This window comes from Streptomyces sp. YIM S03343, assembly GCF_054729195.1.
In genome coordinates this window covers 917,085-938,830 of record NZ_JBPUKX010000001.1, presented here as the reverse complement: position 1 = coordinate 938,830, position 21,746 = coordinate 917,085, and the positions used below count along the sequence as shown (strand labels likewise).

Below are 21,746 nucleotides of genomic sequence, written 5' to 3'. Positions count from 1 at the left end.
TACTAGTCTGGTCAAGGTCTGTGGCTGATCAGGCAGCGCCGAGTGTCTACCGTTGTGGACCGATGAACGCCCCTCCGGCACGACGATCGAGGATCAGGAGCCCGTGGACGAGCACCCCTGGAGCCGACAGCGCCTGCGCAGCAACAATGAGCTGCTGCTGCTCGAACAGCTGCGCAGCGTCGGCCCTGCAACCCGCGCCCAACTCGCCCGCAGCACGGGGCTGTCCAAGCCGACCGTGTCCAGCGCGCTGGCCTCGCTGGAACAGGGCGGGCTGGTCCGCGAGGTGGGCATGATCGTCCCTGAACGGGGTCGTAGCGGGGTGCTCTATGAGTCCGACCCGACGGCCGGATACGTCCTCGGCGTCGACATCGGCCGGGCCCGGCTGCGCGTCGCCGTGGCCGACCTGGCCGGCGAGATCCAGACCCGCGTGGACATCCCCAATGAGGGGACCACCGCCGACGCCGTGGCCGACGCCGTCACGGTGGCGGCCGAACGGGCACTCGCGGAGGCCGACGTCGCGCACGACCGGCTGGTGCATGCCGCCGTCGGCACGCCGGGCGTCTTCGACCCGGAGTCCGGCCGGGTCCGCTACGCCTCGAACCTGCCCGACTGGGGCCGTCCCGGACTGATTCAGCAGCTGCGCGCGCAACTCGGTGCCCCGGACCTGTCCATCCACAACGACGCCAACCTGGCGGCGCTCGGGGAGTACGCCTTCGGCGCGGGGCAGGACAGTCGCCTCTTCGTCTACGTGCTGGTCGGCACCGGACTCGGCATGGGCGTCGTCGCCGACGGTGAGCTCTTCACCGGGGCCCATGGCGCCGCCGGAGAGATCGGCTTCCTGCCCCTCCCCTTTGCCGTCCCTGACACGCCCTCGGCCTCGTCCGGACGGGGGGCCCGGGGCAAGCAGGTGCGGGGCGGACTGGAGAATGCCGTCGCGGCCGACGCCATCGTGCGCACCGCTCACGAGCTCGGCCTGCGTGACGCGTCCACCGCGAAGGACGTCTTCGACGCGGCCCGGGCGGGGTGCCCGGAAGCACTGGAGGTGCTGGCCCGTGAGGGCGAGCGGCTGGCCCTGGTGGTCGCGGCGGTCTCCGCGGTACTCGACCCGGACCTGGTCGTACTCGGCGGCGGCGTCGGCCGCAGCGCGGACCTGCTGCTGCCTCCCGTCCGTGGGGCGTTGTACCGCATGACACCGCTGCACCCCGAGGTTGTTCCCAGCGCGCTCGGGGACGATGCCGTTCTCCTCGGCGCCATCGCCTGCGCCCTGCGCAGCGCCCGCCCAAGGGTCTTCGAACGTCACGCGGCGAATGCGGGCTGAATGCCCTCGACGGCGATCGGCCTCGGTATATCGCTTGGTCGATGCCGCCTTCCTGGGGCATGACGGTGACCAGCGCGGCGTTCATCGTCCCTGTGCCCCTGGCCGAGAGGGACGTGGGCCAGTGAGCGGCCGTGCGTCGGCCGAACGCGCCGCGCAAGTTCACGTGTTGCTCGACGGCGGCCGTCGCGGCCGCCTGATCCTGAGGGACCCCCTGATCGCACGCAGCCTGCCGCTCGACGCCTTCCGGTCGCTCTCTCAGCCGTCCTGAGAGGTGGCGCGGGCCAGGCTCTCCTCGATGCGGGCGAGCGCCTCGACGGCCTCGCTCTGCTGGGCCGGAGTCATGCCCTCGGTGACGTTCTTCTCGAGATCCATCCAGATCTGTTCCACGGTGCGGCGCAACGCATTGCTGGCCGCGGTGGGTTCGACGATGGTGACGCGTTTGTCGGAGGGGGAGGGGAGACGGCGGACGAAACCGGCACTCTCCAGGCGCCGGACGGTGCGCGTCATGGTGGCGGCGTCCGAGCCGAGCAGACGGACCAGGTCGGTCTGCCGCTGCGGGCCACGATCCCACAGCTGCATCATGACCAGCTCCTGGCCGGGATGGAGGCCGACCTGGCGCAGGAGCTGTCCGGCCAGCAGGCGATGCAGGCGGGCGACGCGGAGGATCGCGTGATTCACGGGGCCGGCCATCACGGAGTCCGGCATGCGCACGTCCGCCGGTCCCCTGCTGCGGTCTGTGTTCGCCCGACGGATATCGGTGGTCTCCGGCTCGCTCATGGGTTCCTCATGTCGCCTGTGCAGTTGCCTGAACAGTAAAGCCTACCGTGTGCCGATCTGGGATGGCTGTTGGTCGAACGGGGCGCGGACATCGAGGTCCTACTGTGGCGTGGATCACGCGGCAAGGGGGATGGGTTCATGGGGTTTACTTGTTCGGACAGTAAACGGCTCAAGTGCTGATCGCACGGAGCCCCTGTCGGCGATCAGGGCCGCGCTCCTGCGCGGCCAGGCTCAATTCGATCAAGCAAGGATGATGACCATGTCGAAGGCCTTCGAGGCGTACGAACTGGGTGGCAAGCGCCTGGCCAACCACATCGTGATGGCGCCGATGACCCGCTCCCGCGCCTACGGCGAGGGCAACAGCCCCACCGAGCTGATGGCCGAGTACTACGCCCAGCGCGCCGGTGCCGGCCTCATCGTCACCGAGGGCACCCAGCCCTCCGCGATCGGCCAGGGCTATCCCGCCACCCCCGGCATCCACTCCGCCCAGCAGATCACCGCCTGGCGCAAGGTAACCGACGCCGTCCACGAGCGCGGCGGTGTGATCTACCTCCAGCTGATGCACACCGGCCGCGTCGGCCACCCGTCCCTGATGGGCCTGACCCCCGTCGGCCCCTCCCCGGTCAAGGCCGCCGGTCAGGTCTACACCCAGGACGGACCGCAGGACTTCGTCACCCCGAAGGAACTCACCCACGACGAGATCCTCGCCACCATCGCCGACTACGCCGACGCCGCTCGCAACGCCGTCGAGGCCGGCTTCGACGGCGTGGAACTGCACGGCGCCAACGGCTATCTCATCCACCAGTTCCTCGCCCCCAACTCCAACACCCGCACCGACCACTGGGGCGGCAGTCCGGAGGCCCGAATCCGATTCGCCGTCGAGACCGCCAGGGCCGTAGTCGGCGCCATCGGCCCCGACAAGACCGGCTTCCGCATCTCCCCGGCCAATCCCTACAACGACATCCACGAGACCGACCGCACCGACGTCGACGCCACCTACTCCGCCCTCGTCGAAGCCCTCGCCCCCCTCGACCTGGCCTACCTGCACCAGATGGAGGCCCCCGAGATCCGCGACCTCACCCTGCGCCTCCGCAAGGCCTGGCCCACCACCTTCATCCTCAACCCCTTCACCGGCATGGAGCCCACCGGCCCCGATGAGCTGACGCTCATCGACGACGGCACCGCCGACCTCATCGCCTACGGCGCTCTCTTCCTCGCCAACCCCGACCTCCCCGAGCGCCTCGCCCAGGGCGGCCCCTACAACACCCCTGACCGCGCCACCTCCTTCGGCGGCGACCACACCGGCTACACCGACTACCCCACCCTCGACTGACACGCACCCAGTCGCAGGATTCCTGCGCCTCCGGCCACTCGACCGGCCGGAGGCACAGGAATCCACAGCCATCCGACAAGCGGATACCGGTCAGCGGCGGCCCGCGGGAGTCTCCGCAGGTCGGTATCGGCCGCCCGGTCCGCGCATCGCCGAGTGCAGGCCGGGGGCGGCGAATCGCACCAACTCGTCCACCGGCATCGACGCGACGGGCTCGATGGCGAGCATGTAGCGGACGACGATCAGCCCCGCGAGCTGGGTGCCGAACGCGGCGGCCCGGGCGGTGGCGTCGACGCCACCGAACCGGTCGGCGAGCTGGCGAACCATCTCGGTCTGCAGCACGTCGCGCAACAGGCGTGCCATGTCCGGCTCGTGCGCGGCGGCGCTGACCAGCAGCCGGAGCGGCTCACCCTGCACGGGGTCGTCCCAGGCGGCGACCAGCGTGTGCAGCACCCGTTCCGGCAAGGTGGCCAGGTCCCCGGCGATGGCCGCCCGCATCGCCTCGGGCGGGTTGGCAGTCAGCTCCAGCGCCGCCCCGAGCAGCCCCTTCTTCGAGCCGAAGTAGTAGCTGACCAAGGCCGCGTCCACCCCCGCCTCGGCCGCGACGGTTCGCATGCGAAGCCCTTGGTAGCCGTCGGCGAGCATCTGCCGACGGGCCACGGCGAGGATCTCGGCCCTGGTGTCCGGGTTGCCGGCCCGCCGACCACGGCGATGGCTTTTCATCAGATCAGCGCTCCAGCGCGTGCCGCGGGGCCGTACCGGCGCCGGCAGCCCCAGGCGTCGCGGGCCGCCGACGCCCGGCCGACAGGCATCTGCGCAGCGCAGTGAGGATTCCGGCCCCAGCGGTGTCCGGGCTGCCGTCCACACAGCTCAGGTGGCCCCGGCGGACGTATTTCATCACGTTTGAAATGTAGCCGCCCACGTTGCCACCTTCAATTCACCAAGTTTGAAAAGGGCATGGAGGCAACCATGGGCGGCTCGCTCACGACACAACGCAGACCCATCGGACGCGCGGTGATGCCGGTCATCATGCTGGCGCTTGCCGCCGTGGTGTCCGCGGTTCCGGCGCTCAACCTGGCGACCCCGTCGATCGCCCAGGATCTCGACGCCGGCCAAACCCAGATTTCATGGGTCGTCGACTCCTACGCACTCGTGTTCGCCGCGCTCCTGCTGCCGGCCGGGGCGACAGGCGATCGCTATGGCCGTCGCCGCGCCCTCATCGTCGGCCTGGTCATCTTCGCCGTCGGCGCCGGCGGCGCGATGATGGTCAACACACCGGGTCAGCTCATCGCGGTTCAGGGGATCCTCGGGATCGGTGCCGCACTTGTGATGCCCGCGACGCTGTCCACCATCACCAGCACCTTCCCACCCGAGCGACGGGTTCGCGCGGTCGGTACCTGGGCCGGGGTCTCCGGCGCCAGCGCCATGCTCGGCCTGCTCGCCGCCGGCGTCCTGCTCGAGTTCTGGTCCTGGCGGTCGGTGTTCGCCCTCAACATCGTGCTCGGCCTGATCGCTCTGCTGGGCACCCTGCGGTTCATCCCGGCATCGGCCGATCCGACCGCGCCGCACCTGGACATCATCGGCGCCCTCATCTCCGTCGTCGGCCTGGGCGTGCTCGTCTACTCCATCATCGAAGCGCCCACCGCGGGGTGGGGCTCAGCCCGCACCATCGGCGGCCTGGCCGCCGCAGTCGTGATCCTCGCCGGCTTCGTCGGCTGGGAACTCACCCGAACCGAACCGCTGCTGGACCCGCGGCTGTTCAAGCTGCGCGGCTTCACCGCCGGCACCATCACGGTGACGTTGCAGTTCTTCGGCTTCTTCGGCTTCGTGTTCCTCGTCGTGCAGTACTTGCAGCTCGTCCGGGGCAACAGCGCCCTGGTCGCCGCCCTCAGCACGCTTCCGCTGGCCGTCTTCATGATGCCGTCCGCCCGCGCGCTCGCCCCCAGAGCCGCCACCCGTCTCGGGGCGACGCCGGTCATGATCGTTGGTCTGCTGCTGATCGCCGGCGGGTTCGGCGTACTCGCCCAACTCGAAACCGACAGCGGATACCTGCCCTTCCTGGGCGGACTGCTGCCTCTCGGCCTGGGCATGGGCCTGGCGATGACCCCGGCCACCAGTGCCATCACGGACGCGCTGCCACCCGCCAAGCAGGGCGTCGGCTCAGCCATGAACGACCTGGCCCGGCAGTTGGGCGCCGCCCTCGGCATCGCCGTGCTCGGCAGCATCACGCAGTCGGTGTACCGCGACAACTTGCCGACATCTGTGTTTCCCCCGCAGATGCCCACCGACAAGGTCGGCAAAGTCCGCGCCTCGCTCGGCGCGTCCACGCACATGGCCGACCAGGTACCCGCACCCATGAAAGCCGCGGCACAACGGATCGCAGCGCAGGCCCGGACCGCATTCACCGACGGCATGCACAATGCCCTGCTGTGGGCCACCGGGCTGCTCATCGTCACCGCGGTCGCGGTCGCCGCCACTGTGACGATCAAGGCAACGCGGGCCCGGCCAGAAGCCGCCGGGCTGCGAACGTGAGCCGGGCCGAGCCTGGTTGAGCCCGGCCGGTGCCTCCTCACACTGGTCGGGCTCGCCGACCCTCGCCCAGCGCTTCCCCGCTGTGTGGGAGGTGCTGACCAGCCGGCCAGGGTGGTTGGCGGGGTTTCAGATTCAGCGGTTCGGCCGTGGCGCGGTTGGCGCAGTGCTTCTCCTCGAGCTCGATCGGGCTGAGGGCCCTCGGGCTTCGCTCAGCAGGACTGCCCCGGGGTCCATCTGTCGGCACGGCCGGCCTTGTCGGTGATGGTGCCGACAGCGGTACGGAAGTCGGCTCGGCCCTGCGGGGTCAGGGGCGCGAGGAGGCGCGCGAGTTCGTCGGTGACGGTCTGGCGGAAGGCCAGAGCCGAGCGGCGGCCGTCCTCGGTGAGGACGACCTGGATGGCGCGACGGTCACCCGGGGCGGGTGAGCGCTCGACGAGGTGGCGTTGTGCCGCGCGGTCCACCAGTCCGGTCATGTTCGCTTTGCCGACGCCGAAGAGGCGGGCGAGTTCGACCATGCCTCGGGGCCGCTCCGTCAAGACGCAGAGCATGCGCGCCTGCACCGGGGTGAGCTCGTATCGCTCGGCGACCCGCGTGAAAGTGTCGCGGATCAGTCCGGAGAGCTGGATGAGGGCTGTGGCGTCGGCTATTGCTTCGTCCTGATCAACCACGGCGGTCGTCGTGGCCTCGGCCGGGGCGGGCACGCCGCCGGTGGGCACGCTGCCGTCGAAGCTGGCGAACACAGAGGCAAGCATACGCGTTATGGTACAGCGGCAAGACGGTACATGGCGTGTACTATCTATCATGCGTACCATCTTCGGAGGGCATCACCTGCATCCCCACGGCAAGGCGGACCCCTTCCCTGTGGCTGTTCGGCCGCACGCCGAGGAAGGCCGCATCACCGCGGTGCGCGTCACCTTCGACCTCGGCAAGCTCCTCCAGGCCGGCGCCCCCGCCGCCCTTCCTGAGGCCGTCGGCAAACCGGCGTGGCGACGCCTTCCCGACCATGAAAGGCCCACCATCATGTCGTTCACCGAAGAAGAGACCGACTACATCCGCTCGCAGCGCCTGGCCCGCGTCGCGACCGTCTCCTCCGACGGCCAGCCCGACGTCACACCGGTCGGGTTCGAGTTCGACGGCCGGTGCTTCTACATCGGCGGCTACGACCCGACCAACACCCGCCGGGCCCGCAACGTCCGTGACGGCAACCACAAGATCGCCCTGGTCATCGACGACCTCGTCACCACGCAGCCGTGGACGCCGCGCTACCTGCGCGTCTACGGGACGGCGGAGCTGGTCTCCCGCTCGTCGGCCTTCGGCGAGCAGCAGATCCTGAAGATCACCCCGGTCACCTCCTGGAGCATGAACCTGTCCGGGGAGTGGTCCGCCGGCAGCACCCACCGGCTCAGCCCCCGCAAGACCCGGCACCAGCCCACCGACGGGGGAGAGTGACACATGAGCGATCCACAACCCGCCACCCTCCCGGTCCTGGTGGTCGGCGCGACCGGCTCCCTCGGCGGCTAGGTGGTCGACAGCCTGCTCGCTCGCGGCCAGAACGTCCGCGTCCGCTGGTTCGACAGCGGATGCCACGTCGCCGACACCCGGCGCCGGACTCAGCTCTTCGGGCCCGTCCCCACAGCCGAGGAGGCCGTTCACCGGCTCACCGGCACGCTGAGCACCCCGTCAGCCTGAGCACCCCACTCCACACCGGCACCCGGCCTTTCCACCCGGCCCCGGCCGGAACGCAGGGGCCGGGAACCTGAATGTCCCACCGCACGCGCGTCCCCCGCCTCAACGGGCCGGCATCACCCAGAAAGCACTCCTCATGAGCCAGCACCACACCGCCACCGTCACCCCGCCCACGTCCCGTCGCCCGCTGCCCGTCGGGCTCATCATCGGCGCGGACGTCGCCGCGCTGATTCTGGACCTGGTCGCCTTCTGGGCAGGCAAGGCCGCCGACGCCTCCCTCGTCATCGAGCAAACCCCCTACGACCTGAACGCCGGAGTTGTCGCCGCAGCCTCGGCCATCCCCCTGCTGATCGGCGTCGTGGTGATCCGCGGGCTCCAGAGCAGCCACCCCGTTCTCGCCCGCCGCCTGGCCTGGGCCGGCTTGCTCGTCGCCCTGATCTCCTCCGTCTCCCCCTTCGCCATGGCCGAGGACACCGCCACCGCAGTGACCCTGACCGCCATGCACGTGATCGTCGGCCTGGCCTGGGCAGCCATCTCCCTCTTCGGCCCGCGTGCCCTGACCGCCAGAAGCTGAGCCCGGCCGCAACCGCGCGGATCCGCCCCCAGCGGGTCCGCGCCCACGGCCACACCCCGCACCCCTCGGAGCACCTCGTGACCACCCCGCACATCCTGCCCGCGGTCGTCGATCTCGGTGCGCATGACATCGGCACCAGCCTCACCGCCCGAGGTGCCCGCTTCGAGGCCGACCTAGTGCCGCGACAGGCAACGTTCGCCCCGTCGCGACGCCCGGCACGCTCCCCCAAGCTCTTCGAGCAGGGGGGACCCCCGCTCGCCGCACCGGCCGAAGACCCAAGTACGTCCAGTCCGTCAACGGGGCCCCTCCGGCCGGCACACCGAGAGCACGCACCGGACGCCGCTCCTTCACGGGCAAACGTTGCATGCCACGGCACTAGATCTGTTCCCAGCGGCCACTCGACCCGCCTGCACAACCGGGACGGCCCCGGCCACGCCAGCCGCATCAAATCCGGGGCATTGCGCTGGACCGTCGCCGGTTCCGGCAACGTCCACGGCGAGGTCGTCGAAGATCAGCCGCCTCGGCCACGGCGTGCAGAGCCGTGCCCGTGGTCTGCCGGCTGCCCTCGCGTGAACGGGGCGGCACAGACGCCTCGTTGACCTCGGTCGTCATGCCGGGGTGAGACGGACACCCGCAGTGCTCGGACCACTGGTCCGGTGTTCTTCCAGCGGCTGGAAATCGGCCGGACCGTTCACGGTTCTCTCAAACGCTTCCCGCACTTTACTTTGGGACCGAACTTCACGGGGTTTGCATCCCGTCTAACCCAAAGGAAAGTCAGAATGACCGACACGTGGCTCGCCCTCGAAAACAAGATCGTCGTCGTGACCGGCGGCGCCTCGGGCATCGGAAAGCATGTCGTGGAGGGGCTCCTGCGTGCGGGCGCCAAGGTGGCCGTTTTCGACGTCTCGGTGGACAACGGAGTGACGGACGGCTCGGGCGCACACTTTTTCCGCGTCGACATCACGGACCCCGACTCTGTCGAGCGGGCGGTCTCCAGGGTGGTCGGGGAACTCGGTGAAGTCACGACGCTCGTCAACAACGCCGGTATCAATCTGCCCCGCCTGCTCGTGGACCCGAAGGGCCCGAAGTCGCAGTACGAGCTGGATGTCGCAGCGTTCGACCGCATGTTCGCCGTGAACGTGCGGGGTGCTTTCCTGGTCGCTCAGGCCGTCGCCAGGCGGATGGTCGCAGCCGGTTCGGGGACCATCGTCAACGTCACGTCCGAGGCCGGCTCCGAGGGTTCGAAGGGCCAGTCGGCCTATTCCGCGTCCAAGGCGGCCATCAACGGGCTCACTCTGTCGTGGGCGAAGGAGCTCGGCCCTCTGGGAATTCGCGTCGTGGGCGTCGCTCCCGGAATTCTCGAACCCACGGGTCTTCGCAGCCCGGCGTACAACGAGGCCCTCGCGTACACCCGTGGCACGACAGTCGACAACCTGTCTCCGGACTACGCCAAGGTCATTCCGGTGGGGCGCCCCGGAAAGCTCGACGAGGTGGCCGATCTGGTTTGCTACCTTGCCAGCGACCGTTCCAGCTACGTCACCGGTACGACGGTGACGATCACGGGCGGAAAGTCGCGGGGCTGAGCGTTCCGGGACTGCCGCAGAGAATGTGGGCGGTGTAATTCATGAACCGTCGAGCAGAGATCCTCCTCAACCTGGAGCGGCGCCTTTCCGTCGACCCGGAGTTCTTCATGGAACGGCTGGGGATGGGGGCGAAGACGTTGGCCAACGACGTCCTGGACCTCAACGCGGTCCTGGCCGGCGCCGCGTCGATCCGCCTGGACAAGGGCCGGTACCGCATGTGGGTGGTCGACCGGGACCGGTACGCGCGGCTGCGGGCCGACCTGCTGGATGTGTCGCGGTCCTTCAACGACCCCTCTACACGCCGGGGCTACATCTTCGGGCGGCTCATTCGCGCGGAGCGCCCGGTTCTCACCGACGAACTCGCGCGCGAGATGTCCGTCGGCCGCTCGACGGTCATGGTCGATCTGGGCCATCTGCGGACGCAGGCGGCGCCGTACGGCATCACGATCGCCGGGCGGCCGCACGCAGGGCTGGAGCTGCAAGCGGACGAGTTCGCACTGCGCATGTTCATCCTGGACTGGCACTACGAAGCGGTCTATCCCGGCTACCCGCTCGACGACGACCTCATCGCGCCACTCGATGCCGCCGTCGCGGACTTCAGGCTCGGGGCGAGCACGGCCGACGAGGTGCGCCGCTGGTACACGGTTCTGCTGGACCGCGTGCTGACGGCGACCGGGCTGACCGGGCTGCCCGCCGAGTACGAGAAGGTCGCCGAACTGCCTGCCCATGCCTTCGGGCGTCAGGTCGCGGACGGGGTTGCCGAGCTTCTCCAGGTGCCGCTGCATCCGGCGGAGGCGGTGTTCCTCGCGCTGCCCGTCGCCGGCATGCGAACCCCTCACGACGACGCGCGCCTGGTGCGATTCCCGCCGTCCGAGGAGATCAGTGCGCTCGTGCAGCGCATCCTCGACCGGATCGCGGCAGAGATGGATGTCCGCATCCCTCCGACGGCCATGCTCAAGGAATTCGTCCACCACATCACGTTCATGGTGAATCGGCTGCGCTACCGGGTTCGGTCGACGGACCACACGGTGGCGGACCTCAGGTCGGCGTTCCCCACCGCCTACCGCATGGCCACCATCGCCTCCCAGTTCATCGAGCGGGAACTGGATGTGGTCGTCCCGGAGGGTGAGCGTGGCTTCCTCGCGAGCTACTTCCAGGTGTTCCTCGAAGAACTGCGCACATCGAGCGCGCCGGCCTACCGGGTCGCGGTCGTGACCCCGGTCGGCCGGGTCTCGGCGCGGCTGGTCCAGCTGCAACTCGCCAAGATCATGGCGGAGTCGACCCAGTTCACCCTGCTCTCGGTGGACGAGGCGGCTCCCGGGACCCTGGACACGTTCGACCTGGTGGTCACCACGTCGATGGCGCCCCTGTCGACCTCGTGCGCGGTGATCCGCCTGGCTGAGGTGTTCGACCGTGAGGAACTGCTCCGGCACGTCAACCGGCTGCGCTTCGACAGGCAGAGCATGCCTCCGCTCGGGGCAGGCACACAGTCGCTCCTGGCCGCGCTGCTCGACAAGGACCGGTTCATGCGGTTGGACCCGGGCCTGGAGTACCAGCAGAACCTTGAGGTGATGATCGACCGGCTCGTCTCGCTCGGGCTGGTGGACGACGAGTTCGGAGAGCGCCTCCGCCGGCGCGAGGAGCGGGCGACGATGACGCTGGACCCGCACATCGCCTTCCCGCACACCGCCCTCCCCCAGAACGCCTCGCGGCCTGTGCTGGCGATCGGTGTGATGCCCCGGGCTGCCGGCGAGGACGGCCTGCGGATGATCGTGCTGATGGGCGTTCCGGCGAAGACGGACTACGACGACACGATCCTGGTCGACATCTACGACGAGATCATCCGCCTCGCCGGTGACCGCGCCGCGCTCGACAAGATCTCTCGGCTCGGTTCCTACGAGCAGTTCTTCTACTTCATGGCCAACGTCCACCACTGATCGGAAACGGCAATGATGAATTTCTGGTTCCTCCTCCTGGCGCTCGGGGTCTCCTACCTCGTACAGGTCGCTCTCGGTGTGCTGCAGATGCGCGACTTCGCGGCGAACTACGGGGCGCTACGACGGCGGGGGAAGGTGGCGATCGGCAAGCGGATGAACGCGCTGAGCGCCGGCTCGATCGCCATGTTCCTCGTGGATGACGACGGGATCGTCCGGGAGGCACGGGCGATGTCCGGCCTCACGATCGTCGCCAGGTTCAAACCGCTGAAGGGTTTCGAAGGGACGGACGTCGCCCGCCTCGACGAGCGCGCACTCGCCCGCCTGCCCCGCGGACTCCGGCTCGCTGCAGCGAACGCGCGTGACAACTGGCTCGTCGTGCAACGCGGAGAGACCCCGGAAGACCCCCCAGGCCCGCTCACTCGCACCATCGCCTGGATTCGAAGCCGTCGGCTGACGGCGTCCCCGAAGAACCGCGTCCGTGACGCGGTCCGCACAGAAAGAGTTCCTTCGTGAATTATCTCGTCAACGCGGCCGAGTGGTTCATCGGCCTGTTCAAAGCCGGAGCGGACGTCTTCGTCAGCTGGATGACGGGGATCGTGCCCCTGATCCTCATGCTTCTGATCGCGATGAACTCCCTCATCGGAATGATCGGTGAGAACCGCATCAACCGGTTCGCCGCAAGGGCCGGTGGCAACCCCATAGCCCGCTACATGATCCTTCCCTTCCTGGGCGCGTTCATGCTCGCCAACCCCATGGCCCTGTCTCTGGGGCGTTTCCTGCCGGAGCGCCACAAGCCGTCCTACGCGGCTGCCGGCATGCAGTTCTGCCACACGAGCAACGGCGTCTTTCCGCACATCAACCCCGGTGAGCTGTTCATCTGGCTCGGCATCGCCAACGGCATCACGCAGCTGGGGCTCCCGACCGCGCCGCTGGCCATCCGGTATCTGCTGGTCGGACTGGTCATGAACTTCGTCAGTGGCTGGAGCACGGACTTCATCACCCGCTGGGTCGAGAAGCAGCGGGGCGTCTCGCTGAAGACCGCGGTCAACCTCCACTGAGCAGCGACACGACAGGATTGAGTGCAATGACGTACAACACGATCATCGTCGAGCGCGGCTCCGGTGGCTTCGGCGGACCGCTCACGATCGCCCCGACCGAGAAGAAGAACAAGATCCTTTACATTGTCGGGGGCGGCGCGAGACCGGACGTCGTGGATCGGATCGCCGAGCTCACCGGCGCCGAGCCGGTCAACGGATTCGGCACGTCGGTTCCGGACGACGAGGTCGCCGTCGCGGTGATCGACTGCGGCGGGACTCTCCGATGCGGCCTGTACCCCAAGAAGGGCATCCTCACCATCAACATCATGCCCACCGGGAAGGCGGGCCCCCTGGCGCAGTACATCCATGAGGACATCTACGCGTCGGACGTCCGTCCGGAGAACATCCGGCCGGCCGAAGGGGCCGAGGTCGCGGCAGCGGCGACGGCCTCGACGGCGGCGGCCGGCGCCGGCGCGCAGGCGCCCGTGCGCGGTGGTCCGGGGGGCGCCGACGAGCAGGGGGACCGGGTGGTCTACTCGGCCGACAAGAAGATCTCGGAGACGCTCGCCGGGAAAAAGAAGAAGTCCTTCATCGAGAAGATCGGGCTGGGTGCCGGTCGCGTGGTCGCGATCTTCTACCAGGCCGGTCGCGACGCGGTCCAGACACTGCTGACCACGATCCTGCCGTTCATGGGATTCGTGGCGATGCTCATCGGCATCATCAACGCGTCCGGGTTCGGCAAGTGGTTCACGCACTTCCTCACTCCGCTTGTCGGTTCGGGCATCGGCCTCCTCGTCCTCGGCCTCATCTGTTCGCTGCCGTTCCTGTCCCCGCTCCTGGGCCCCGGTGCCGTCATCGGTCAGATCATCGGCACGCTCATCGGCGTGGAGATCGGCAAGGGAGCCATACCCCCCAGCCTCGCCCTCCCGGCACTCTTCGCCATCAACACTCAGAACGGCTGTGACTTCATCCCTGTGGCGCTCGGGCTCGCGGAGGCGGAGCCGGAGACCGTCGAGGTGGGTGTCCCGTCAGTGCTGTTCTCCCGCTTCGTCAACGGTGTCCCGCGCGTCGCCGTGGCGTGGCTGGCCTCGATCGGTCTCTACGCGTCGTGAGACCCGGTGGGTCCACCGGCGATGCCCGGTGGGCCCACACCCCGATTGCAGAAAGTTGGATCATGACCCAGGTATACGAGACCACGGTGATGGGCGTCGGCAGTGAAGTGCCGTCGTTCGCGGAGATGGGGATGTACGTCCTGTTCGGGGAGAACGCCCCGTCGGCGCTTGCCGATTACTGCTGCACGATCGTCATGAACAGCACCACCGAGGACATAGTGCCTGGACAGCGCCTGGTGCTCGACGGGACGGAGTACCCGGTGACCGCGGTCGGCACCCTGGTCCGCAGGAACCTCGACGGGCTGGGCCACATCACCATCAACTTCGACGGGGCCGCCGAGGCCACGCTGGAGGGCACTCTGCACGTGACCGGTCCGGTGCCGACGATCGACATCGGCGCGACCATCACGATCGAGAAGTGACCCGGGGCATGGAGCACAGGGCCGTCGTCGTGGGCGATCCCCGGGGCCTCCATGCCCGAACCGCCCATCGGCTGTCGTCGATCGCCGCGGCGTACAGCGCGTCCGTCTGGATCCGGTACGCCGGCCGTCGCGCCTCCCTCGCGGACCCGCTCCAGTTGCTGGCGCTGGGAGTCACGGAGGGAGCGGAGCTGACCGTGCTCGCCGACGGCATCGACGAGGCGGATGCGCTGCGCGTGGTCTGCCAGGCGTTGGCCTCGCCCTCCTGAGGCGTCGTCAGGCCTGCCGCATACGCCCATCATGACGATCTCGTTCCTGCGCCGCGCACACCTGTGACGTCCCGTCCTGGCCGGACGCCATCCAGGACTCCGGTCCCGCGATGGTGCGTCGGGCGCAGGGGCGAGTGCCATCCCTGACGCGTGGGCCTCGTGGCCCACGTGTCGCACAACCAGAAAGGACTGGCCCCCCATGGCCTACCGCACTGTCATTGTCGCTTCCAGCTCCGGGCTGCACGCCCGGCCGGCGATGCTGTTCACCAAGGCCGTCGCCGCCGCCGGCGTACCCGTGACCCTGACCGCGAGGGGCGGAAACCCGGTCGATGCATCGAGCATCCTGCTCGTCATGTCGCTGGGCATCGGCCACGGCGAAGAGGTGACCCTCGAGGCTGACGGCGAGCGTGCCGACGATGTCCTCGACAGGCTTGTCGAGCTGCTCGCCACGGATCACGACGGCGCTGAGGTCCACTGAAGGGCGTCGCGATCACCTGCGCCCGGCAGGCGGTACTCAAGGGCGTCGGCGTCGGGCGTCATTCGGTGATCGGCTCGCCGTCGGTGCCGTCGCCTGCATGATCTGCGATCGCGCAAGCGACCGCACCGGCGCGGGTCTCGCGTCGCAGACCTCGCTCGCAAGACTCATGAATTGCCAATTTTAGCAATTCATGAGATTGTCAGTCCTGGATTCGACGATCCTCCTCCTGCCCCTTGCGGTTTCGGCCAGGCCGATGCCGCGGGCGAGGATGGACGACATGTTCTTGACGAATGAGTGGATGCAATGCGCCGAGGCCCGGCCGACGGTGCCGTGCTGCCGCACCGGGGAGGGGACGGCACGGTGAGTACGCCCCTGTACCAGCTGAAGGCCGAGTTCTTCAAAACCCTCGGCCACCCGGCCCGCATCCGGGTCCTGGAGCTGCTGAGCGAGCGCGAGTACGCGGTCGCGGAGATGCTGCCCGAGGTGGGCATCGGGGCCGCGCATCTCTCGCAGCAGCTCGCCGTGCTGCGCCGGGCCAACCTGGTCGTGACCCGCAAGGAGGGCTCGACCGTGTACTACTCGCTGACCAACTCGCAGGTGGCCGAGCTGCTGCGGGTGGCCCGCACGATCCTGTCCGGCGTGCTGACCGGACAGGCTGAGCTTCTTGCCGATCTGCAGGCTGCGCAGGGTGAGGTGAAACCGCCGTCGTAGAGACGGTCCCTCCGGCAAGTGCGGCCCTTTCTCCCAGGCCGGACAGTGCTCTGCGGCATCGGGAGACGGTCGCCCCTGCACCGGCGCAGGGCGCCAAGCTAAGGCAAAACGTAAGAAAAATGCCGTAACTACTGTCGCGGGACGGCTCGTTGGTCCTCGCGAACGGTTCTCGACGTGTCAGGGAAGGGAGGGGCTCATGGGCCTGTTGCGCAAGATCCGTACCACCGGGCGGGTGGCCGAGCCCGCGCCGCCGCGCCCGGAGGGCGAAGTCCCTCCGCAGGCGCGGGAGTTCGGCGGTTCGGTGCAGGTGCGGTGCGTGGACGCGGGCTCCTGCAACGGCTGCGAGATCGAGATCGCGGCGGCCTTCAACCCGGTCCACGACGCCGAGCGGTACGGGGCGCGGCTGGTGGCCTCGCCCCGGCATGCGGACGTGGCCCTGGTGACCGGGCCGGTGACCCGGAACATGGCGGAGCCGCTGCGCCGCACGGTGGCCGCGCTGGGCGAGCCGCGCATGGTGGTCGCGGTGGGGGACTGCGCGATCAACTGCGGTGAATTCGCGGGTGGTTACGGTGTCGAGGGTGCCGTCGCCGACGTGGTACCGGTGGATCTTGCGGTGCCCGGGTGCCCGCCGGAGCCGGGCGAGATCGTGGCGGCCCTGCGGAGAGTGACCGGACGGTGAGCATGATCCCGGTCTCCCTGGCGACGGCCTCGGCACTGGGCGGCGCGGGCGCGCTGGCCGGATGCGGGCTGCCGTACAGGATTCGTATCCCCGTCGTCGGGGTGCTGACGGCGGGCGTGGGAGCGGGCGGTGCCGCCGCGGGGGTGGCCGCACTGGCCGGCCACCGGTGGACGGCCGTCCTCCCCGGGCTGCTGCCGCTGGGCGGCACGCACATATCGGTGGACGCGCTGGCCGGCCTCTTCATGGCGGTGTCGGGCGCGGTCGTCGTCGCGGTCGCGGTCTACGGCATCGGCTACGCGGCCGGACACGGCCCGCACGGGCTGGGCTCGCGCACGGCGCAGACGGTGCTGCCGCTGTTCGCGCTCACCTTGGTGCTGGTCCCGGTGGCGGCCTCGGTGTCCACGTTCCTGGTGCTCTGGGAGCTGATGGCACTCGCCTCGCTGCTGCTGGTGCTGGCCGAGCACCGGGAACGGGCCTCGGTACGGCAGGCCGGGCTCTGGTACGCCGTGATGACACACCTCGGACTGGTGCTGCTGCTGGCCGCCTTTGCCCTCTTCGCCGCACAGGCGGGCGGGGAGACCTTCGCCGCGCTGCGGGCGGGCGCACATGCCATGTCGCCGACCGTGCGCGGGCTGGTGTTCGTGCTCGCCGGGCTGGCGTTCACCTCGAAGGCGGGCGCGGTGCCGCTCCACGCCTGGCTGCCGCGCGCGCATCCCGAGGCGCCCAGCCCCGTGTCGGCGCTGATGAGCGCCGCCATGGTCAACCTCGGTGTCTACGGCCTGGTCCGCACCGGCCTCGATCTGCTGGGCGGCGGCCCGGCTTGGTGGTGGCTGGGGCTGATGGCGATGGGCGGCGTCAGCGCGGTGTACGGAATCCTGCAGGCCGCGATGGCCTCCGATCTGAAGCGACTGCTGGCGTACTCGACCAGCGAGAACATGGGCCTTGTCCTCATCGGCGTCGGGGCGTCCGGGCTGTTCACCTCCTACGGCGACCGGCCGCTGGCCGCGCTGGCGCTGGCGGCGGCGCTGCTGCACCTGGTCAACCACGCGGCGTTCAAAGCCCTGTTGTTCTGCGCCGCCGGATCGGTGGTACGGGCCACCGGCCTGCGGGACCTCGACCGGCTCGGCGGTCTGCGCGCGCGGATGCCGATCACGGCCGGGCTGTTCGCACTGGCAGCACTGGGAGCAGTCGCCCTGCCGCCGGGCAACGGGTTCATCAGCGAGTGGCTGCTGTTGCAGTCCCTGATCCACGGGCTTCAGGTGTCCGGCGTCGCTGTGGCGGTGGTACTGCCGCTGTCGGTGGCACTGATCGCCCTGTCGGCGGGCATCGCCGCGGCGGCATTCGTGAAGGCGCTCGGCGTCGGCTTCTTCGCCCGCCCCCGCAGCGAACCGGCCGCCACGGCCGAGGAATCACCCGCGCTCATGATCGCCGGCATGGGCCTGCTCGCCGCCGCGTGCGCGGCACTGGCCCTGGTGCCCGGTCTGCTGGGCGACGGCCTCGACCGGGCCGTGGCCGCCACCGGCCTGCCGGGCAGCGGTGCCCTGTCCGGCGGCGGACTGCGAGTGCGGCTCGCGGACATCTCCGCGTCGCTGTCGCCGCTGTGGGTGGTGGCCGCTCTGACCGGGGCGCTGCTGCTCGCCCTCGCCCTGCCCAGGCTCTACGGCCGCAGACGGCGCCGGAAGAACGCCCGGCTGTGGGACTGCGGCGGCGGAGTGCCGACGGCGCGCATGGCCTATACGGCGACCTCGTTCGCGGAACCGCTGCAGCGGGTCTTCGACGATGTCCTCGCCCCGGAACAGGACGTGGACGTCACACCGGTGCGCGAGTCGTCGTACCTGGTCGAGCGGGTGCGTTTCCAGCGCCGGGTGCCCGACCGTATCGAACACCGGCTGTACGAGCCGGTGTTGCGCGCGCTGGCCGGCGCCGGGCAGGCCGCCCGGCGGCTGGCGGGCGGCAGCGTGCACCTCTATCTCGGCTACGGCTTCGTCGGCCTGGTCGTCCTGCTGTCGGCATTGGCGGTGGGCTGGTGATGAACACAATCGGTTATGTGGCCGTCGCGGGCCAGGTCGTGGTGGTCGGCGCGGGTGCCCCGCTGCTGACCGGATGGATGCGGCAGGTGCGGGCCCGCCTGGAGGGCCGGTCCGGCGCCGGAGTGCTGCAGCCCTGGCGGGACACCCGCAAGCTGCTGCGCAAGGAACCGATCAGCCCCGTGGGCACCGGGCCCGCCTTCCGCGTCGCCCCGGCGCTGCTGGTCGCCACCACCGTGGTCGCGGCCGCCCTGGTACCGCTGCTGTCGACCGACAGCCCGGTGAGCTCTCACGCGGACCTCATCCTGGTGGTGGCGCTGATCGCGCTGGGGACCCTGGCGCTCGCCCTGGCCGGTCTCGACACCGGCACCGCGTTCGGCGGCATGGGCGCCTCCCGCGAGATGACGGTCGCCGCCCTGGTCGAACCGACCATCCTGCTGTCGGTGTTCGCCCTGTCGATACCGGCCGGCACGACCAACATCCCGGCCATCGTGCGCGGCGCGGTCGAGAACCCGGCCCGCCTCGGCTCCCCGGCCGGTCTGCTGGCCACCGCGGCGCTCGCCGTCGCGGTACTCGCCGAGACCGGACGGATCCCGGTGGACAACCCCTCCACCCACCTCGAACTCACCATGATCCACGAGGCGATGGTGCTGGAGTACGCGGGACCCGATCTGGCGCTGGTCGAACTCGGCGCCCAGATGCGGCTCACCCTGCTCCTCGGCCTGCTGTCCTCGCTGTTCGTGCCGTGGGGCATCGCCACCAGTGCCTCCTGGGCCGCGCTCGCGATGGCACTGGTCCTGTTCGCGGCGAAGGTCGCGCTGCTGGGTGCCGTGCTGGCGGCGGCCGAGGTGTTCTGGGCCAAGCTGCGGCTGTTCCGGGTGCCCGAACTGCTGGCAGGCTCCTTCCTGCTGGCGCTGCTCGCGGTGACCGCCTCCTACTTCCTGAGCGGAGCGTCATGAACGGCGGTCTCTACACCCAGTTCCTGGACCTGGCCTGCGGGGCCTTCCTGCTCGCGGCCGTGGTCACCCTGTGGCATCGCGAACTGACCGCGATCGTGCGGGTGTTCGCTCTGCAGGGCATCGCGCTCGCCGCGATCGCCGTGCTTCTCGGCGCGCACGAGGAGCGGGGGGACATCATCGTGGTGGGCCTCGGCATCGGACTGCTGCGGGCGGGCGTCCTGCCGTATCTGATCCGCCGCGTCCTGTCCGCGCTCACCGCCGACCGCGTGCACCGCGACGAGGTGCGCGAGACCCAGCCGCTCGTCAACGTCGCCGCCTCGCTGCTGACCGCGGCGCTGCTGACGCTCCTCGCCTACGCGGTGGCCCGCCCGCTGACCGAGCTGAACCCCACTCCCGCCACCCGCGCGCTGCCCGTCGGCCTCGCGGTCGTGCTGATCGGCTTCTTCGTGCTGGTGACGCGCAGGCGGGCGCTGGCGCAAGTGGTCGGCTTCCTGCTGCTGGACAACGGCATCACCGCGACCGCCTTCCTGGCCACCTCCGGGGTGCCGCTGATCGTCGAACTCGGCGTCTCCTTCGACGTGCTGCTCGCGGTGCTGGTGCTGCAGATCCTGACCACCAGGATGCGGGAGGCGTTCGGCACCACCGACATCGACGATCTGCGGGAGCTGCACGACTGATGAACGCGACCGTTCTGCTGACCGCGCCCGCCACCGTGCCGGTGGCCGTCGCCGGGGCGTACGCGCTCGCCGCACTCCGCACCCGGACGCCCGCCCCGGCGCCCCTCGCGGTCCCGGCTCCAGCCCCAGCCCCAGCTCCGGCACCGGCTCCGGCTCCGGCTCCGGCCCGAGTGTCCGCGCAGGGCGATGTCCTGGTCGCCCAGGAATCGCCGCCCGACGCGGCACCGAAGCGGTATGCGGCCCCCAAGCGGTATCCGGCCGACTGGGCGGCCCTCGTCTCGCCCGTCGTGATCCTCGTGTGCGGGAGCCTGCTCGCGGCGGACGTGGTCGCCGACGGCCCACGCACGGCGTACTCCGGTCTGCTGCGCGCGGACGCGCTGACCGCGTGGATGCTGCTGGTGGTCGGCGCCGTCGCACTGATCGCCTGCGCCTCGGCACCGTCGTATCTGAGGGGCGAGCGGGCCGAGGGACGGGCCACCCGCCAGACCGTATGGCGCTTTCACGTCCTCGTGCAGGCGTTCCTGGCCGCCATGTGCCTGGCGTTGCTGACCGCGAACCTCGGCGTGCTGTGGGCGGCCATCGAGGGCACCACCATCGTCACCGCCTTCCTGGTCGGCCACCGCCACACCCGTAAGTCGGTGGAGGCGGCCTGGAAGTACGTGGTGATCTGCTCGGCCGGTATCGCGCTCGCCTTCCTCGGCACCGTACTGATCTACTACGCGGCCCGGCAGGCCGGTATCGCCGAGGCGTGGGCGCTGGACTGGCCGACCCTCGTCGCCCACGCCGACCGCTTCGACCCGGCGGTCACCCGGCTCGGCATCGCCCTCGTCGTCCTCGGCTTCGGCGCCAAGGCCGGCCTGGTACCGCTGCACGCCTGGCTGCCCGACGCGCACAGCCAGGCACCCGCGCCGGTGTCCGCACTCATGTCCGGCGTGCTGCTGTCGGTCGCCTTCGCCGCGATCCTCCGCTACCGGGTCATCGCCGACGCCGCCCTCGGCCCCGGTTTCACCCAGATCCTGCTCGCCGGGATCGCCCTGCTCACCCTCGCCCTCGCGGCCGGACTGCTGCTCGCCCAGCGCGACTACAAGCGGATGCTGGCCTACTCGTCCATGGAGCACATGAGTCTGATCGCGCTGGCCGCGGCGATCGGCAGCCCGCTCGCCCTGTCCGCCGCGCTGCTGCACATCGCCGGGCACGGGCTGGCCAAGTCGGTCGCCTTCTGTGCCTCCGGCCGGATTCTGCAGATCACCGGCACGTCGCGGATCGGTCGGGTACGCGGGCTGCTGGCCAAGGCGCCCGCGACGGCCGGGGTGTTCGGACTGGCGGTGGTGGCACTGATGGCGTTCCCGCCCTTCAGCCTCTTCGCCTCCGAACTGGGCATCGCCCGCGCCGGTTTCGCGGCCGGCACCGGCTTCGCCTGGGTCACGGCGGCGGCCCTGCTGCTCGTCCTGGTGGCCTTCGCCGCGTTGGCCGCCCGCACGGCCCGGATGCTGCTCGGAGGCGGATCGCCGGGCGAGGAGAGCCCGTCCGCCCTGTGGCCCCTGATGCTGGGGCTTGCCGCCTGCGCCGCCCTGGGTGTCGCCCTCGGGCCGCTCACCGACCTGCTGCACGCCGCCGCCCAGACGATCGGAGGCCAGTGAC

General features: G+C 70.0%; 23 protein-coding genes. 20 read left to right on the top strand and 3 right to left on the bottom strand.

The annotated features are described in order from the left end of the window. Nucleotides 1-52: 52 nt before the first annotated feature. Nucleotides 53-1,318, top strand: a complete 1,266-nt coding sequence (locus ACSYGN_RS04125) for an ROK family transcriptional regulator (RefSeq protein ID WP_460391908.1) — start codon at nt 53-55, stop codon at nt 1,316-1,318. A 255-nt stretch (nt 1,319-1,573) separates the two neighbouring features. Here ACSYGN_RS04125 and ACSYGN_RS04120 read toward each other — a convergent pair whose 3' ends face one another. Beyond that, nucleotides 1,574-2,023, bottom strand: a complete 450-nt coding sequence (locus ACSYGN_RS04120; RefSeq protein WP_460403215.1) for a MarR family winged helix-turn-helix transcriptional regulator — start codon at nt 2,021-2,023, stop codon at nt 1,574-1,576. Nucleotides 2,024-2,354: 331 nt separating this feature from the next. Here ACSYGN_RS04120 and ACSYGN_RS04115 point away from each other — a divergent pair, with 331 nt between their 5' ends. After that, on the top strand, nt 2,355-3,428 hold the full coding sequence (locus ACSYGN_RS04115; RefSeq protein ID WP_460391906.1) for an alkene reductase: 1,074 nt from the start codon (nt 2,355-2,357) through the stop codon (nt 3,426-3,428). Nucleotides 3,429-3,518: 90 nt separating this feature from the next. On the opposite strand, the gene ACSYGN_RS04110 is transcribed toward ACSYGN_RS04115, so the two are convergent. Continuing rightward, nucleotides 3,519-4,148 (bottom strand): TetR/AcrR family transcriptional regulator, encoded by a 630-nt coding sequence (locus ACSYGN_RS04110; protein ID WP_460391904.1) that lies wholly within the window; start codon nt 4,146-4,148, stop codon nt 3,519-3,521. 246 nt (nt 4,149-4,394) lie between these two features. On the opposite strand from ACSYGN_RS04110, the gene ACSYGN_RS04105 reads away from it, so the two are divergent. Continuing rightward, entirely contained in the window at nt 4,395-5,957 is a 1,563-nt protein-coding gene (locus tag ACSYGN_RS04105; protein WP_460391902.1) for an MFS transporter, read from the top strand. Nucleotides 5,958-6,166: 209 nt separating this feature from the next. Here ACSYGN_RS04105 and ACSYGN_RS04100 read toward each other — a convergent pair whose 3' ends face one another. Next, nucleotides 6,167-6,709, bottom strand: a complete 543-nt coding sequence (locus ACSYGN_RS04100) for a MarR family winged helix-turn-helix transcriptional regulator (RefSeq protein WP_460391900.1) — start codon at nt 6,707-6,709, stop codon at nt 6,167-6,169. 49 nt (nt 6,710-6,758) lie between these two features. Here ACSYGN_RS04100 and ACSYGN_RS04095 point away from each other — a divergent pair, with 49 nt between their 5' ends. From ACSYGN_RS04095 to ACSYGN_RS04015, 17 genes are all read left to right on the top strand, one after another. Beyond that, on the top strand, nt 6,759-7,406 hold the full coding sequence (locus tag ACSYGN_RS04095; protein WP_460391898.1) for a PPOX class F420-dependent oxidoreductase: 648 nt from the start codon (nt 6,759-6,761) through the stop codon (nt 7,404-7,406). Between the two features lie 72 nt (nt 7,407-7,478). Next, the gene (locus ACSYGN_RS04090; RefSeq protein WP_460391896.1) at nt 7,479-7,646 is read left to right on the top strand and encodes a hypothetical protein; all 168 of its coding nucleotides are present in this window, start codon (nt 7,479-7,481) and stop codon (nt 7,644-7,646) included. 133 nt (nt 7,647-7,779) lie between these two features. Further along, entirely contained in the window at nt 7,780-8,217 is a 438-nt protein-coding gene (locus ACSYGN_RS04085; protein ID WP_460391894.1) for a DUF6069 family protein, read from the top strand. Nucleotides 8,218-8,873: 656 nt separating this feature from the next. Then, nucleotides 8,874-9,800 carry a sorbitol-6-phosphate dehydrogenase subunit gene (locus tag ACSYGN_RS04080; protein WP_460391892.1) on the top strand — a complete coding sequence of 309 codons (927 nt, stop codon included), beginning with the start codon at nt 8,874-8,876 and terminating at the stop codon, nt 9,798-9,800. Between the two features lie 41 nt (nt 9,801-9,841). Further along, nucleotides 9,842-11,737 carry a BglG family transcription antiterminator gene (locus ACSYGN_RS04075; protein ID WP_460391890.1) on the top strand — a complete coding sequence of 632 codons (1,896 nt, stop codon included), beginning with the start codon at nt 9,842-9,844 and terminating at the stop codon, nt 11,735-11,737. A gap of 12 nt (nt 11,738-11,749) precedes the next feature. Beyond that, the gene (locus ACSYGN_RS04070) at nt 11,750-12,250 is read left to right on the top strand and encodes a transcriptional regulator GutM (protein ID WP_460391888.1); all 501 of its coding nucleotides are present in this window, start codon (nt 11,750-11,752) and stop codon (nt 12,248-12,250) included. Continuing rightward, nucleotides 12,247-12,795, top strand: a complete 549-nt coding sequence (srlA, locus tag ACSYGN_RS04065) for a PTS glucitol/sorbitol transporter subunit IIC (RefSeq protein WP_460391886.1) — start codon at nt 12,247-12,249, stop codon at nt 12,793-12,795. Before ACSYGN_RS04070 ends, srlA begins: the two co-directional genes overlap by 4 nt. Before the next feature lie 26 nt (nt 12,796-12,821). Further along, nucleotides 12,822-13,886 (top strand): PTS glucitol/sorbitol transporter subunit IIB, encoded by a 1,065-nt coding sequence (gene srlE / locus ACSYGN_RS04060; protein ID WP_460391884.1) that lies wholly within the window; start codon nt 12,822-12,824, stop codon nt 13,884-13,886. A 62-nt stretch (nt 13,887-13,948) separates the two neighbouring features. Beyond that, on the top strand, nt 13,949-14,308 hold the full coding sequence (locus ACSYGN_RS04055; RefSeq protein ID WP_460391882.1) for a PTS glucitol/sorbitol transporter subunit IIA: 360 nt from the start codon (nt 13,949-13,951) through the stop codon (nt 14,306-14,308). Nucleotides 14,309-14,316: 8 nt separating this feature from the next. Next, entirely contained in the window at nt 14,317-14,574 is a 258-nt protein-coding gene (locus tag ACSYGN_RS04050) for an HPr family phosphocarrier protein (protein ID WP_460391880.1), read from the top strand. Between the two features lie 199 nt (nt 14,575-14,773). Then, nucleotides 14,774-15,052 (top strand): HPr family phosphocarrier protein, encoded by a 279-nt coding sequence (locus ACSYGN_RS04045; protein ID WP_460391878.1) that lies wholly within the window; start codon nt 14,774-14,776, stop codon nt 15,050-15,052. A gap of 360 nt (nt 15,053-15,412) precedes the next feature. Continuing rightward, nucleotides 15,413-15,763, top strand: a complete 351-nt coding sequence (locus ACSYGN_RS04040; protein ID WP_460391876.1) for an ArsR/SmtB family transcription factor — start codon at nt 15,413-15,415, stop codon at nt 15,761-15,763. A gap of 196 nt (nt 15,764-15,959) precedes the next feature. Continuing rightward, the gene (locus ACSYGN_RS04035; protein WP_460391874.1) at nt 15,960-16,442 is read left to right on the top strand and encodes an NADH-quinone oxidoreductase subunit B family protein; all 483 of its coding nucleotides are present in this window, start codon (nt 15,960-15,962) and stop codon (nt 16,440-16,442) included. A 2-nt stretch (nt 16,443-16,444) separates the two neighbouring features. Next, on the top strand, nt 16,445-18,472 hold the full coding sequence (locus ACSYGN_RS04030) for a proton-conducting transporter transmembrane domain-containing protein (RefSeq protein ID WP_460403213.1): 2,028 nt from the start codon (nt 16,445-16,447) through the stop codon (nt 18,470-18,472). Beyond that, nucleotides 18,472-19,428, top strand: coding sequence for a respiratory chain complex I subunit 1 family protein (locus ACSYGN_RS04025; protein WP_460391872.1), 957 nt, complete (start codon nt 18,472-18,474; stop codon nt 19,426-19,428). Before ACSYGN_RS04030 ends, ACSYGN_RS04025 begins: the two co-directional genes overlap by 1 nt. Continuing rightward, a complete protein-coding gene (locus ACSYGN_RS04020; RefSeq protein ID WP_460391870.1) occupies nt 19,425-20,105 on the top strand; it encodes a hypothetical protein in 681 nt (226 codons plus the stop codon). Before ACSYGN_RS04025 ends, ACSYGN_RS04020 begins: the two co-directional genes overlap by 4 nt. Beyond that, nucleotides 20,105-21,745, top strand: coding sequence for a proton-conducting transporter transmembrane domain-containing protein (locus ACSYGN_RS04015; RefSeq protein WP_460391868.1), 1,641 nt, complete (start codon nt 20,105-20,107; stop codon nt 21,743-21,745). Before ACSYGN_RS04020 ends, ACSYGN_RS04015 begins: the two co-directional genes overlap by 1 nt. Nucleotide 21,746: the final 1 nt, after the last annotated feature.